Genomic DNA, 14104 nt, shown 5'->3' with positions numbered 1-14104 from the left:
TGAAGCACCGAAGGGCGTGTGTTCTTCACATCAATCCACGCCTTTCCGCCGGTGCACCAGGGTGGCGATTCACTACAATCAGATGATGCGGAACCTGCGAGGCCGAGCTCCGAGCTCTGCATTCGGGTGGTCGCGGTATTCCGCAAAGGAGTACCAACTGCCCTATAGATAAGGCTAATTGGGCCGAGGCCATCTCCGCCCTACCTCCGGTCGAGATACGCGAGTACGGCCAGTACCCGGCGGTTGTCGTCATCCGAGGGCGGCAGCCCAGCTTCCCGAAGATGTTGGAGGTGTGCTTGGCGAGTGCCCGCTCCGCAATGAACAGCCGAGCGGCGATGGCCGTGTTCGACCTGCCATGGCCATGAGCTCCATGACATCGACGCTTGCGCGGCGTCAGACCGCCGATCGGCTTGTCCGGGGAACGCCGGGACAGCAGCTGCGAGATCACGTGCGGGTCCATCGCGGTCCCGCCGGCCGCCACCCGGCGCACCGCGTCGATGAACTGGTCCGCGTCGAAGACCCGGTCCTTCAGCAGGTACCCCACCCCGCCGTCGCCGTCCGCCGGCAACTCCCGCGCGTAGAGCTGCTCGACGTGCTGCGGGAGCACCAGCCCGGCAGCCCGGGGGTCGCCCGCCGCGCGGCGAGCGCGCACTGCAGCCCGTCGTCGGTGAACGACGGCGGCAGCCGGACGTCGACCACCGCGACGTCCGGCTTCAGCTCGGTCAGGGCCCGGGCCAGCTCGGGTCCGCTCTCCACGGCCGCCGCGATCTCGAACCGGCAAGACCCGCGGGCGAGCTGGTCATGGTGCGCGGCGCCGCGCCCGACGGCTGGCGGGACGCGGCGCGCGACCTGTCCGCGGGCATCCGCGGGACCGGCGAAGTACGGAACCTCCAGCCGCCGCTGCGCTCCCGGGACGGCCGGTCCGCGCTGATCCGCTTCGAGATGAAGGGCGCGGCGGACGTGGCGGCCGACCGGGTGCAGCCCGTGCTCGACGCCGTCGAGGAGGTGAAGTCCGCGGACGGACGGTCCGCGCACGGCGGCTCTGCTCACGCCGGGTCCGCGCACGGCGGCGTCGAGGTCTTCCAGTTCGGCCGGGCCAGCTCCGACAAGTGGCTCGGCGACCTGCTCGCCGAGGACTTCTTCCGGGCGGAGATGACCGCCGTGCCGCTCGCGCTCGGCATCCTGCTGATCGCCTTCGGCGCGCTGGTCGCGGCCCTGCTGCCGGTCGCGCTCGCGCTGACGGCGTGCATGGCGGCCTTCGGCCTGCTCTGCCTGGTCGGCGCGCAGGTGCACCTCTTCCGGACGACGTCGCCGTCCTGCTCGACGCCACGCTCGTACGGATGGTGCTGCTGCCGTCGGTGACGGCGCTGCTGGGGGGAGCGGAACTGGCGCGTACCGTGGGGACTTGGACGGCTGCCGGGGCTCACGCACGGGGAGGAGCCGGAGGCGGCGCCGGCCGCCCCTGCGCCTCCGGCGCGAGTGGGACGCGGCTGAGCGCGCCTGCGGGGAGGGAGCCGCTGGAGCGGTCGCCGTCTCGCACCGGTGGCGCAGACTTCCCCCCGGCCCCTTCAGGGGCGGGTGGATGGCCGGTCGCCCCCGCGCAGGGGCGGGGCGTCGGCACCCTGCGCCGGGCCCTGAACGGCCCGGTTTACCAGGACAATCTGCCGTCGTAACCATCCCGGCATCGATGGGGTGGCAGCATGTGCGCACCATGACGGACGACACCCGGTGCTCGCTGCTGCGACACGTACGGGCCGCGGTTTTCGCGGCGGTGTGCGTGGCCTTGGCAGGTGCCGGGCACGCTGTGGCGTCGGGCGAACACATACCGTGGCAGGCGCTGCTCGCGGCTTTCGGCGTCACAACCGCCGCCGCCTGGCTCGGAGCGGGGCGGCGGCGGGGTGTCCTGTCCATCGGCGCCGGACTGATGGCGGTGCAGGGAGGCCTGCACCTCATCTTCGCCGGAGGGCACAACGGCCCGCGGCCCAGCGCGGCGCAGTTCTCGGACGGCATGGGTGACATGGACGGCACGGGCGCGGGTGCCATGCCGGACGCGGCCGCGGCGGCCGACGCCATCGGTGGATCCGGTGCCGTGGCCGCGGACGGGGAAGTTCTGGATCACCTGAGCCACCTGTTCCACCTCGGCTCCGCGGCCGACGGGTCCAGGGCGATGCTCGCCGTGCACCTCCTGGCGGGTCTGGCCTGCGCCCTGTGGCTGTGGCGCGGCGAGTCCGCCTTCTTCCGGCTGTTGCGCTGCCTGGACGCACGCGCCTTCACCCCGCTGCGGCTGCTGCTGTCGGCGCGAGCATGGCGTACGGCCGTACTCCGGCCCGTACGCCACACGCTGCGCGCGGCCGCCGTCGCCGGGCGGCTGCGCAGCGCACTTCTTGCACATGTCCTCTCGCGGCGCGGGCCGCCGTACGGCACGGTGTTCGGTAGCACCGCGCCCGCTGACGCCCTGCCCCCCCGCCCGTGATCTGACCGGTCGTGACCTGACCGGATCCGACGCCCCTTCGGGACAGGCCCTCGATGGGCGTGGCACCGCCCCGGTGGGCACTCACCCCCGGGCGCGATCCGGCACACCCCGGCCCAGGCCGGGGCGGTCGGCCCCATCTGCCAACGCCGCGTAACGGCATGCCCGTGCCCGTACGGCCCATGCCCGTACGCGGCCGCCGAAAGCGAAGGATTTCCATGTCCGTTGAGGACCCCGCAAAGGGGAACGAGAAAACCCGGCCGGCCCCGCCCGGCCCGGAGACGACTGCCGACGACGAGGTGACGACCGCCGAGCGCACGCCCGACGACCGGGCGGCGTCCGGACCGAGCCCAGCCGCCGGTGGCCGTACGAGCGCGCGGGCGGGTCTGCGCCCGCTCGTGCTGCGCCTGCACTTCTACGCAGGGCTCCTCGTCGCCCCCTTCCTGCTCGTCGCGGCCGCGACCGGACTGCTCTACGCCGCCTCCTTCCAGATCGAGAAGGCCGTCTACGCTCACGAACTCCGCGTCCCCGTGGGCGAGGCGACCGTCCCCCTCGCGCGCCAGGTAGAGGCCGCACTCGACGCCCACCCCGACGGCACGCTCACCGCCGTCTGGCCCTCCGCGGAAGACGGCGCCACGACGCGCGTCCTGCTCAGCGACCCCAGCGTGGACGAGGACAAGTCACTCGCCGTCTTCGTCAACCCGTACACCGGCGAGGTGCGCGGCGCTCTCGAGAGCTACGGAGGGTCGGGCGCCCTGCCCTTCCGCGCCTGGGTCTCCGGACTCCACAGCAACCTCAACCTCGGCGAACCCGGCCGCCTCTACAGCGAGATCGCCGCCAGCTGGCTGTGGGTCGTCGCCCTCGGCGGCCTGCTCCTGTGGATCGGGCGCAGGCGCACCGCGCGCGGCTCCGGCCGTGTCCGCGGCCTGCTGCTGCCCGAGCGCGGTGCGACCGGGCGGCGGCGCACCATGTCCTGGCACGGCGCGGTGGGCATCTGGGCCGTACTGGGCCTGGTGTTCCTCTCCGCGACCGGCCTGACCTGGTCGACGTACGCGGGCGAGAACATCGACGTGCTGCGCACGGAGCTGCGCGGCGCCACCCCGGCGGTCACGGCCACGCTGGACGGCGGCGACGCGGGCGGCGGACACGGCGACGACCACTCCGGGCACGGCGACGCCGGCGGCCGCGAGCACGCCGACGGCCAGGGCAAGGACATCGGCATCGACCGGGTCTACGAGATCGCCGAGGAGCGGAAGCTGACCGGCGGTCCCATCGAGATCGCCGCGCCCAGCGAGGAGGGCACCGCGTACGTCGTCAAGCAGACCGACAAGCACTGGCCGGTGCACCTGGACGCGGTGGCCGTGCACCCGGCCACCGGCGAGGTCACCGACGAACTGCGCTTCGCGGACCACCCGCTGCTCGCCAAGCTCACCCGCTGGGGCATCGACGCCCACCAGGGCCTGGCCTTCGGCCTGGTCAACCAGCTCCTGCTGATGGGGCTCGCCCTCGGGCTCATCCTGCTGATCGTGTGGGGCTACGTGATGTGGTGGCAGCGCAGGCCCACGCAGGACCGCCGTCTCCGTCTCGGCAGGCCCATGCCGCGCGGCGCGTGGCGGCGGGTGCCCCTTCCGGTGCTGCTCCCGCTGCTCGTCGCGGCGGCCGTGGCAGGCTGGCTGATCCCGCTGCTCGGAATCCCACTGGCGGCCTTCCTGGTAGCCGACACTCTGATCGGAGCCACAGCCCGCCGCCGCGCAGCAGGGGGCTGATTCCCGCGGTCCTCCCATCCACCTCATGACCTTGCCCGAGCGGGCAAGGTCATGGTGGGGAATCGGGTCCGCCGAGGCCCGGCGTCCGGGCTCGGGCGCGTCGCCCGAGGCCATGGCGACCGGGCGCCGGGGCAGGCCAGCACGATCCGTGCCCGCAGCGCCAGCCCCTGCGCGGTCGTGCGACGCGTCGCCCAGCCCTGCAACGTCCGCCGCTCAACGTCCGATAAGACGAGCGGCTCCAGCCTGCTGTCACCCATGCCTCCAGCAGACGCAGGCCACCAGCCCCGTCACCACCGAACCCGTGATCTGAAACGGAACACGACTCACGTGGTGACGCCAGAACTCAAAACCGGATCACTAGACCGCGGGCGGCGCGTACTTGTAGCCCACGCGCCGCACCGTGACGATCGAGTCCCGGTGCGCGGGCCCCAACTTGCGCCGCAGCCGGGCGATATGGACGTCGACGGTCCTGCCGTCGCCCACATGCCCGTAGCCCCACACCGTCGTGACCAGGTGGTCACGGCTGTGCACCCGGTGGGGGTGGGCGACGAGGTGTGCCAGAAGCTCGAACTCGAGGTACGTCAGGTCCAGCGGGCTGCCGTCGACCTGCGCGGTGCGCCGCGCCGTGTCGATCCGCACCGGGCCGGTGCCCTCCCGCTCCTCCACGGGCGAGACGGCGGCGGTACCGGCTGCCGCAGCGGCGGCCACGGCGAGCCCGGCCGGGGGCTCGTCGGCCGGTACGAGCACGAGGTAGCCCACCATCGGCGGCTGCCCCGGCAGGGTGGGCACGGTGTGCTGCGGCGCGGGCAGCCAGGTGGCCCCCGGCGGCAGGAAGTCCGACACGTGCACCACCTCGTCCCGGTCGACGGCCCGGAGGCGGTGACGGCCGAGCGTCGCCGACGGGCCGGCCGAAGACGAGTTGATGGCAGACGAGTTGACGGGAGCGGCGGCGGACAGCGAACGGGTGTTGGTCATGAAGCTCAGCTCTTTCGCGCGAGAAGTCGTCGGTGGACGTCGTGCGCGCGGGCCTTGGCCGGTTCCGTTGACCGGCGGCCGACTTTCGCCGGGTGCGGCGTCAGCGGTGCGAGAGGGCCTGCGCGGAGAACGCGCGGCAACACACCCGGTCGAAGTCGTGATTCTGCCGGGAAGGCCAGAACGGCTCGAGGTCACGGCGACCCGGCGAAGAGTTCTGGAAGCTGGCCATGGCCCTATTGAAGCAGAAGGGTCGGCGGGAGTGCTCTGCCCGGTCACCTGTTGATACGGAATTCCGGCGCCCTGCTCCTCTTGATACGGAACGCGCGGCGCCCGCCGCCCCTTGCGGGGACGGCGGGCGCCGGGAGCTCGTGGAGAAAGCAGCTCGTGCAGCAGCAGCTCGTGAGAAAAGAGCGCGGATCAGACCTGGCCGGCCTTCTCCAGGGCCGTGCAGCAGGTGTCCACGATGAGGCGCGTCACCACGTACGGGTCGACGTTCGCGTTCGGACGCCGGTCCTCGATGTAGCCCTTCCGGTCGACCTCGACCTGCCACGGGATGCGGACCGAGGCGCCGCGGTTGGAGACGCCGTAGCTGAACTCGTTCCACGGGGCGGTCTCGTGCAGGCCGGTGAGCCGGGACTCGATGCCGACGCCGTAGTTCTCGACGTGCAGCAGCGGCTTGTCGCCGTCGCCCAGCGCCTCGCAGGCGGTGATGATCGGCTCGTAGCCCTCGCGCATCGCCTTGGTGGAGAAGTTGGTGTGCGCGCCCGCGCCGTTCCAGTCGCCCTTCGCCGGCTTGGCGTCGAGCGTCGCCGAGACGCCGAACTCCTCGGCCGTGCGGTAGAGCAGCCAGCGCGCCACCCACAGGTGGTCGGAGACCTCCAGCGGGGACAGCGGGCCGACCTGGAACTCCCACTGGCCCGGCATGACCTCGGCATTGATGCCGGAGAGGCCGAGCCCCGCCTTCAGGCAGTTGTCGAGGTGCTTCTCGACGATCTCGCGGCCGAAGATCTCATCGGCGCCGACACCGCAGTAGTAGCCGCCCTGCGGGGCCGGGAAGCCGTTCTCGGGGAAGCCGAGCGGGCGGCTGCCCTTGAAGAAGGTGTACTCCTGCTCGATGCCGAAGATCGGCTCCTGGGAGCCGAACTTCTCGGCGACCTCGCGGAGCGCGGCGCGGCTGTTGGAGGCGTGCGGCGTCATGTCCGTGTTGAGGACCTCGCACAGGACGAGGACGTCGTCGCCGCCGCGGATCGGGTCGGGACACGAGAAAACCGGCTTGAGCACGCAGTCGGAGGCGTGGCCCTCCGCCTGATTGGTGCTGGACCCGTCGAAGCCCCAGATCGGCAGCTCAGCGCCGGCGGCGAGAATCTTCGTCTTGGAGCGGAGCTTGGCGGTCGGCTGGGTGCCGTCGATCCAGATGTATTCGGCCTTGTAGGTCACGGGCGGTCCTTATTCTCGGCGCAGGCGGTGCGGGACTGCGGTCAGTACCGGGGCAGCTTGGCAATACGCGATTTCCCGTCCATTGCTCGAATGTGAACCACGTGTTACCCGGTGCTCCGACAGAGGAGGCGGGAACAGGGAGGCCGCGGGCAGGCCGCCCCCGGGTACGCTGCCGCTGGTCAGCGGGGCGGCAGCGGCGAGGAAGGCGGCACATTCCTTGCACATCGGACTGCTGCGCATCGGACTGCTCGGTACGGGCCCCTGGGCGGACGCCGTGCACGCGCCCGCGCTCGCCGCGCACCCGAGGTGGAGCTCACCGGGGTGTGGGGCCGCAGGCCTGAGGCGGCGGGGGCGATAGCGAGGACGCCCGGCGGGTCGCCGAAGCCGCCGAGCGCTCCGGCGTCGCCTCCGTCGTTTTCTTCGGCCTCCGCGTAACGGAGATCCTCGCCGCGGCCGAAGAGGCCCTCCTTGCGGCGCGGACAGGGCCACGATCACGGGCACGGACCTAAGGCTCAGCCGGTGGAGCGCGTGGCGGCTCCCCGGGCTTCCGGGAACAATGGCGCCCATGCGTGACGCCGCCTGGGACACCGTCGACCGACTCACAGCCTGGCTGAACCGCGAGAGCCGCCTGTCTCCCGAGCAGGAGAGGCTGCTGAGGGTGCTGAAGCTCTCCGAGGAAGTCGGCGAGGCCGCCCAGGCCGTGATCGGCGCCATGGGCCAGAACCCCAGAAAGGGCGACAGCCACACGTGGGAAGACGTGCAGAGCGAGCTGTGCGACGTCATCGTGACGGCCATGGTGGCGCTGACGACGCTGACGCCGGAGGCGCGGAAGGTGTTCGCGGAACAGCTGGACCGGGTCGCCAGGCGGTCACTGGCCGAGTGACTGAGGTCGAGACAGGTGCGCCGCCCCGGGCACAGTGTGACGTGTCACAGACAACTTGCGCGGCGATATGGAAGCTTCAACTGCGTTACCACTCAGTTCTGTTGCTGAAGAGCCGAAGGTGAGGACCGGACGGCATGCAAACCGCGTAAGTCGCCCCTAAGGGGCGTCGGAGGCGGGACTGCAGGCCGGCGGGGGCATCCGGCTCGGGACGGTCTGCCCGCACGTGGAGAGGATCGAATGAGCACTCTGGAAGCCATAACCCTTGACCAGGTGGTCGACACGGCTCGGTATCCCCTGTCGGAACTCGAGAGCGCCGAGGGACAGGCCGTGGTTTCCCGTGCCCGGCGCGAGCTGCAGACACTCGGCTGCACCGTGCTGCGGGACTTCATCCGTCCGTCGCTCCGCGACGTCCTGCGGCAGGAGTGCGCGGCCATCGCCCCCCTGGCGCACTTCGACGTCGAAACCGTCAACGTCTACAACATCGCCGTGGACTCGGCTCTGCCGGAGGACCACCCCGGCCGGCGGACCTTCCAGCGGGGCAACGCATTCGTCGCGCGGGACCGCGTCCCCGCAGACTCCCTCATCAGCCGGCTCTACTCCCACCAGGTGTTCCAGGGCTTCATCGCCGGCTGCTTCGGGCTGCCGCAGCTGCACGAGCTGGCGGACCCGCTCTCCGGGCTGGTTCTCAACGTCGTCGAGCCGGGCATGGAACACCCGTGGCACTTCGACACCAACGAGTTCACCGTGAGCATGCTCACCCAGGAGGCGCAGGCCGGCGGCGCCTTCGAGTACTGCCCGAACATCAGGTCCGCGCATGACGAGAACTTCGACGACGTCCGGGACGTCCTGGACGGCCGGGGCGAGCGGATCATCCGGCGCCTGCCTCTGCAACCCGGTGACCTGCAGCTGTTCAAGGGCCGCTACTCGCTGCACCGGGTGAGCCCCGTCCGGGGCGAGGCCGCGCGCCACTCCGCGATCTTCGCCTACAGCGAGCGCCCCGGCGTCATTGGGAGCGTGGCACGGACCCGGCAGCTCTTCGGCCGGGTACTGCCCGAGCATCTGGCGGCCGAGGGCCGGGCCGTCCGGGGCGACCGACTGCTGGATTAGCGGACGGCGAGGACGTGAGGATGTGAGGACGTGATGTCGTCGTAGGCCATTGTTCCCCACTCTGCGATCCACGGAGGGTAAGCCCTGTGCGTTTCGACGCGACCGGAAAAGTCTCGCTCGACCACATCTACACCCAGCCCGATCCGCGTACGTATTTCAGCGTGCTGCGTCCGCTCGGCTACTGCATTCCGCAGCAGGCCAAGCCTTACTTCGCGAAGCTCATCAAGGAGTTCCGGGAGTCCCGGCACGTCGCGGCGCCGAAGGTGCTGGACATCGGGTGCTCGTACGGAATCAACGCCGCCCTGCTGAAGTACGACGCGACCATGGACGAGCTGTACGCGCGCTACTGCGGCGAGGACGGCGGCGCCGACGCGAAGGCCGACGCGCAGGCCGACGCCGAGACCAACGCCGAGTCCAACCCAGGGTCCGACGTGTGGACTCGCGAGGCCATGCTGGCCCGGGATCGCGAACTGTCCCGGTCGCGCCAACCCGCAAACGCCCCTCGCTTCGTCGGTCTGGACACCTCCGGCAGTGCGTTGTCCTACGCGCTCGAGGCCGGGTTCCTCGACGACGCGGTCCACGCCGACCTGGAGGAGCACGAGCTCACACCGCAGCAGCGTGCCCAGTTCGCCGGAACGGACCTGGTGATCTCGACGGGCTGCCTCGGCTACGTCACCGAGCGGACCCTCACACGCGTCGTCCGAGCGCAGGGCGGCCACCGGCCCTGGATGGCGCACTTCGTGCTGCGGATGTTCCCGTTCGATCCCATCGAGCGCGCGCTCGCCGGCCTGGGTTACCGGACCGTCCGCATCGAAGAGGTGTTCAAACAGCGGCGGTTCGCCTCCCCGGAGGAACAGGCGCTCGTACTGGACAGGATGTCGGCCGTCGGGGTGGATGCTCGGGGCCTGGAGGCGGAAGGCTGGCTCTATGCACAGCTCTACCTCTCCCGGCCGTACGACACTTCAGATCCTCCGGCCGGTGGGCTCGACGCCCGCGAGGAAACAACAGGTCCCCACGATCTGAATCGAGAACGGAATTGAACATCAGTCAGGGTGAAGCACCCGTCCCTACCTTCGCCCAGGAAGACAGCCTGCCGCGCGTTCCGCTGCCTACGCTGGAGGCGAGCTGCGAGAGGTTCCTCGCCTGGTGCGCCCCGCTGCTCAACCCCGAAGAGCGGGCGGTGACCGAGGAGGAGGTGGCCGCCTTCCTCCGGCCCGGCGGCCCCGGCCGGGTGCTGCACGCGGCGCTTGAGGAGTACGACGCCCAGGAGGGCGTGCACAGCTGGCTCGACACCTTCTGGCCGTACCGCTACCTGGGCCGCCGGGACCGGATCGCGCTCAACGCCAACTTCTTCTTCCTGTTCCAGGACTCCGGCAGTCCGCAGGTGGAGCGGGCGGCCGGGCTCATCGCCGGTGCCCTCAACTACAAGGGGAAGCTCGACCAGGGGCTCATCCCGCCGGTGGTCCAGCGCGGTGTGCCCCAGTCGATGGTGCAGAACGCCTACCTGTTCTCCACCACCCGGATCCCCGGCGCGCAGCAGGACACCGTACGCGCTCCCTACTCCGAGGAGTCGCCCGGCCCGTCCAAGGCCCGGCACATCGTGGTGTTCTTCCGGGGCAGCATGTTCCGGCTGGACGTGCTCGGCGCGGACGGCGTCCCGCACAGCCTCGACGACATCGAGGCGGGGCTGCACGCCGTCATGAAGGCGGGTGCCGAGCCGGCTGCCGCGGACACCTCGGTGGGCCACCTCACCACCATGGCCCGCGCGGAGTGGGCGGCCGCCCGGGAGTCCCTGCTCGCCTGCCACCCCCGCAACGCGGACGCGCTGGACGACGTCGAGACCGCGCTGTTCTGCGTCTGTCTTGAGGACTTCGCGCCCGCGGACACCCAGGAGACCTGCGACGAGCTGCTGTACGGCGACCGCGGCAACCGCTGGTTCGACAAGGCCGTGTCCTTCATCGTCTTCGCCGACGGCCGGGCGGGCATCAACGTCGAGCACTGCGAGCTGGACGGGACCACCATCCTCAGCTTCACCGACGCCTTGCTCAGCACCCCGGCCGAGGAGCACTCCCGGCAGTCCGGGGCCCGCTCCCAGGGGCTCCCGGTGCTGGAGCCGATCGTGTTCGAGCTGGACGACGCCCTGCGGGCCCAGGTGCGCTCGGCGGCCGAGGCCTTCGCGGCGTACGGGGAGAGCACCGCGACCGCCACGGTGTCGTTCGAGGACTTCGGCGCCACCGCCGCCAAGGCCCTCCGGGTCTCACCGGACGCGTTCGTCCAGGTCGCCTACCAGCTCGCCCACCAGCGCGCCAAGGGGCACTTGGGCGCCACGTACGAGTCGATCGCCACTCGGCAGTACCGGCACGGGCGGACCGAGGCGATGCGCGTCGTCACCCCGGAGATGCTCGAGTTCGTGGCGGCGATGGACGACCCGGCGGCGGATGCGGACACCCGGCGCGCTGCCTTCCGGGCGGCCGCCGAGGCGCATGTGACCCGGGCCAAGGAGTGCCAGGCCGGGCAGGCGCCCGAGCAGCACCTGTGGGAGCTGGAGCTGATCCAGCGGCGGCGCGGGGCGGAGCTCGGCGTGCTCGAGCAGCCCGCGCTGTACCGGTCGCCGGGCTGGGTGACGATGCGGGACGACTACCTGAGCACCAGTTCCGCGCCGTCCGCCAACATCCAGTACTTCGGCTTCGGATCGACCAGCAGCCGGTGCATCGGCGTCGCCTATGTGCTGCTGCCCGAGCGGTTCAACGTCTACCTGAGCACGCCGATTGCAGTGGCGGACGAGATGCGGGTGTTCGCCGACCGGCTCCGGGAGGCGGTGGGCGAACTGCGGGAACTGCTGGCCTCCGAGCAGTAGGGCCGAAGGGCCGGAAGGGCCGAAGTGGCCGGGAAAACCGAAAGAGCCGCCACCCCGCATCGGGGTGGCGGCCCTTTTTCAAGACCGGCGTCGGACCGTGGTATTTAGACGTCGACGTCATCTCGCAACGTCATCCGCAACATCCCGTCGATGTGGGGGCCGCGCGTGGACGCGACCCACAGAAGAGGAAGGCGTCGGCCGGATCGGTCGACCAGGCTAAGCGAGTTCGAGCAGTGGTCCGGACACCGGCCCGAAGTTCGTCATCAGGATCGGCCGTATGGCGAACCGGCGGAACGTGTGCGGGATGGTCGACTTGAGCTGAATGACGAACCTGTCAACCTCGCCGGGGGCGATCTGCTGCGCGATGTCGCAGCTGACCGAGGCACCCGGTGCCTGCAGGGGCGTGATGTCGACGTCGTACACGGCCGACACCTCCTGTACGCCCAAGACGAAAAGGTCGAACTCCACTGCGACGGACTCGAACTCGACGGCGTGAATGGACACCGTCGAACCGCCGGTGTTGGTCACCCGGAAGTCAGCCCGTATGAGGCCGACCGCCACCCGTTCCAGCTTGACGTCGTTGACCTCGAGCTTTCCCGGGGCTCGCTCGCCGCTCGTCGTCGATGAGCCGTCGTCGGCCCGAGCCGTTCGCACGGTGGCGATCAGCGTGGCCACTCCGGTGAACACGATCAGGACCACGACGGCCCAGACGGGGGCGCTGGCTTTGTCGGTGATCTGCAGAATCGTGCCGAGCACGACAGGGATCACCGCGACACCGACGGCGATCGACGCCTGCCGGGCCCGGTAATTGGCTGGGGCAGACACCGGCTGGACTTCGGCGCTCGCGGGCTCCGCAGCGGGTGGCAGTGGTTCGGCCGGCGTCACGACGACGTTGTGGTCGAGCGAGATCACGGTGGTGTCGACCGCAAGCTCGACCTCGTCGACATCCTCGCGTCGTTCGTTGGTCGCCGGATCGAACGCATGCATGCGGAGCTCGCTGACGTCAGCGACGCCGGTAACGTTGGACAGAGCTTCACGCACTACGGCGCGGTCAACGGTCCGGCCGAGTGGCCATCCCGCCCCGTCGCGCCCGTCGGCGATCGGGTTGAGGAGCTCGTAGAGGGCACGCTGTGTACGGGACTGCACAGAGCCCTCGTCGGCGCCGGGTGCGGCCTCGACGGTCGCGTTCACCCCGACACCGACGAATCGCGCGGCCTCGAACCGCGGGACGAACCGCAGGCCATCCGGCTGTGGACCCAGGTCTCGCGCCAGCTCTTCGGCCAGCATCTCGCTCTTGCGGGACAGGAAGTCGTACACGGGGCGACCGTTGTCTGCGTGGACCTTGGCGACGACCACATAGACGGTGAAGGGCACGTCATCGTGCATCGTGATGTACCAGTCCACCTGGGCAATGCGCGACGACAGTCGCCGCAGTAGCGGCACGCCGTCGTCGCCGTACGATAACGCCGCCCAGCGCGGGCCGGTGACCGTGGTGAAGTCGCCGGGCGCGAGCCGGAACTCGGAGTCGCTGCCCGGGTTGATCACGATCCCGGACAGCGTCGGCCAATCCCGCATCAGGTGCGTAAAGCGCGTGGCCGACACGTAGTTGGGTGCTGCGTTCGCGGAGTGGCCGGCCAGAAACTCGGTCGCGCGCTGCTTGGAGGTGTACGTGCGCAGGAAGCGGTGGTCGCCGTCCTTCCAGACGACCGCGTCATGCTGGACCTGATCGGGTCCGCGCATCACGATGGGCTGGTAGACCCACATGTCGGGAAGGAGCTGGTGCACTCCCGCGATGTCCTCGGCCTGCACAGACCGGATGAACGCCTGCTCGACATCGTTGACATCCTGTGCCGTCACCAGTACCTCCTCATCCAAGCCGCGCTGAGCAATCACTGGAAGGCCGCCGTACTGGGTCGCACAAGGGCCTTGAGTCATTGCATCACCACGACCGGTCTGGCCCCAACCGCCGGGCGCCGTCTGCCTCCCGGCAGCGGAGCGAACATGTGACGCATACCTGCTCACGGTCCCCGCAGGTCACCGACCCGGCCGATTACTTGAAGACCAAGAAGTCGGCTGAGCGGATGCTAAGTGCTCACTGTCGCGCGCTTCGAGCACCCCCGTGAGAAAATACTGGTGACGGGACTTCCCCGCTGAAAACCCCTAGAGGACACCTGGACGAAGCGGTCTATGCGATCGCCGTCGTCAAGTCTCCCCGTTTCTCGGCGGGAGCGAGTCAGCCGGCATCGATTCACCTTGAGGGGGCGCGATGACCATCAGTAAGCGGCCTGGAGACATAAATCAGGGACAAATTGTGGCGAGACTTCAGAACGCGCTGACCAAAAGAGGCTTCGAGTGTCCTGCCAGTGGTCGCTTTGACGCCCACACGGAGAACGCGGTCATGCAGTTCCAGAGGAAGCACGGGCTCGTCCCCGATGGGATCGTCGGGCCAATCACTTGGGCGGCCATCGGATTCAAGGGTGCCGTGCCCGGCCCGGTTACCATCGATTGAGCATGGCCACGGATTCTGCTATCGAGCCCGCTACGTGGCGCTGGACGGAACCGACCGCCGTACATCGGCTCTCGCTCGATGAGCGCATTTCAGCCCGGAC

10 protein-coding genes and 3 pseudogenes are annotated in these 14104 nt (G+C 70.1%); 9 read left to right on the top strand and 4 right to left on the bottom strand.

The window, feature by feature from the left end; genetic code table 11:
* Window positions 1–200: 200 nt before the first annotated feature.
* Window positions 201–768: pseudogene (locus ACTWP8_RS34415) on the bottom strand (DNA-binding response regulator).
* Window positions 769–786: 18 nt separating this feature from the next.
* On the opposite strand from ACTWP8_RS34415, the pseudogene ACTWP8_RS34410 reads away from it, so the two are divergent.
* The 3 genes and pseudogenes from ACTWP8_RS34410 to ACTWP8_RS34400 all read left to right on the top strand — a co-directional run.
* A pseudogene (locus ACTWP8_RS34410) lies at window positions 787–1308 on the top strand (MMPL family transporter); the annotation flags it as partial.
* Between the two features lie 403 nt (window positions 1309–1711).
* On the top strand, window positions 1712–2473 hold the full coding sequence (locus ACTWP8_RS34405) for a hypothetical protein (protein ID WP_443326012.1): 762 nt from the start codon (window positions 1712–1714) through the stop codon (window positions 2471–2473).
* Window positions 2474–2688: 215 nt separating this feature from the next.
* The gene (locus ACTWP8_RS34400) at window positions 2689–4236 is read left to right on the top strand and encodes a PepSY-associated TM helix domain-containing protein (protein ID WP_443326011.1); all 1548 of its coding nucleotides are present in this window, start codon (window positions 2689–2691) and stop codon (window positions 4234–4236) included.
* Window positions 4237–4593: 357 nt separating this feature from the next.
* On the opposite strand, the gene ACTWP8_RS34395 is transcribed toward ACTWP8_RS34400, so the two are convergent.
* Together ACTWP8_RS34395 and glnII are read right to left on the bottom strand one after the other, a co-directional pair.
* Window positions 4594–5211 carry a winged helix-turn-helix domain-containing protein gene (locus tag ACTWP8_RS34395; protein ID WP_443326010.1) on the bottom strand — a complete coding sequence of 206 codons (618 nt, stop codon included), beginning with the start codon at window positions 5209–5211 and terminating at the stop codon, window positions 4594–4596.
* Between the two features lie 417 nt (window positions 5212–5628).
* Window positions 5629–6648: a glutamine synthetase gene (gene glnII, locus ACTWP8_RS34390; RefSeq protein ID WP_443326009.1), complete on the bottom strand. Its 1020-nt coding sequence runs from the start codon at window positions 6646–6648 to the stop codon at window positions 5629–5631.
* Window positions 6649–6880: 232 nt separating this feature from the next.
* Here glnII and ACTWP8_RS34385 point away from each other — a divergent pair.
* The 5 genes and pseudogenes from ACTWP8_RS34385 to ACTWP8_RS34365 all read left to right on the top strand — a co-directional run.
* Window positions 6881–7020, top strand: a pseudogene (locus tag ACTWP8_RS34385) (gfo/Idh/MocA family oxidoreductase); the annotation flags it as partial.
* A gap of 193 nt (window positions 7021–7213) precedes the next feature.
* Entirely contained in the window at window positions 7214–7531 is a 318-nt protein-coding gene (locus ACTWP8_RS34380) for a MazG-like family protein (RefSeq protein ID WP_443315823.1), read from the top strand.
* Between the two features lie 237 nt (window positions 7532–7768).
* Complete coding sequence (locus ACTWP8_RS34375) at window positions 7769–8638, top strand: HalD/BesD family halogenase (protein ID WP_443326008.1); 870 nt, start codon at window positions 7769–7771, stop codon at window positions 8636–8638.
* Window positions 8639–8724: 86 nt separating this feature from the next.
* Entirely contained in the window at window positions 8725–9678 is a 954-nt protein-coding gene (locus ACTWP8_RS34370) for a class I SAM-dependent methyltransferase (RefSeq protein WP_443326007.1), read from the top strand.
* Window positions 9675–11495 carry a choline/carnitine O-acyltransferase gene (locus ACTWP8_RS34365; protein WP_443326006.1) on the top strand — a complete coding sequence of 607 codons (1821 nt, stop codon included), beginning with the start codon at window positions 9675–9677 and terminating at the stop codon, window positions 11493–11495. Before ACTWP8_RS34370 ends, ACTWP8_RS34365 begins: the two co-directional genes overlap by 4 nt.
* A gap of 216 nt (window positions 11496–11711) precedes the next feature.
* Here ACTWP8_RS34365 and ACTWP8_RS34360 read toward each other — a convergent pair whose 3' ends face one another.
* Entirely contained in the window at window positions 11712–13352 is a 1641-nt protein-coding gene (locus ACTWP8_RS34360) for a hypothetical protein (protein WP_443326005.1), read from the bottom strand.
* Between the two features lie 409 nt (window positions 13353–13761).
* Between ACTWP8_RS34360 and ACTWP8_RS34355 the strand changes: the two genes are divergently transcribed.
* Window positions 13762–14004, top strand: coding sequence for a peptidoglycan-binding domain-containing protein (locus ACTWP8_RS34355; protein ID WP_443315818.1), 243 nt, complete (start codon window positions 13762–13764; stop codon window positions 14002–14004).
* Window positions 14005–14104: the final 100 nt, after the last annotated feature.

It is taken from the genome of Streptomyces sp. 7N604 (assembly GCF_052245475.1).
GTDB lineage: Bacteria > Actinomycetota > Actinomycetes > Streptomycetales > Streptomycetaceae > Streptomyces.
The sequence above is the reverse complement of the archived record's forward strand: the minus strand, read 5'-3'. Positions and strand labels throughout refer to the sequence as shown.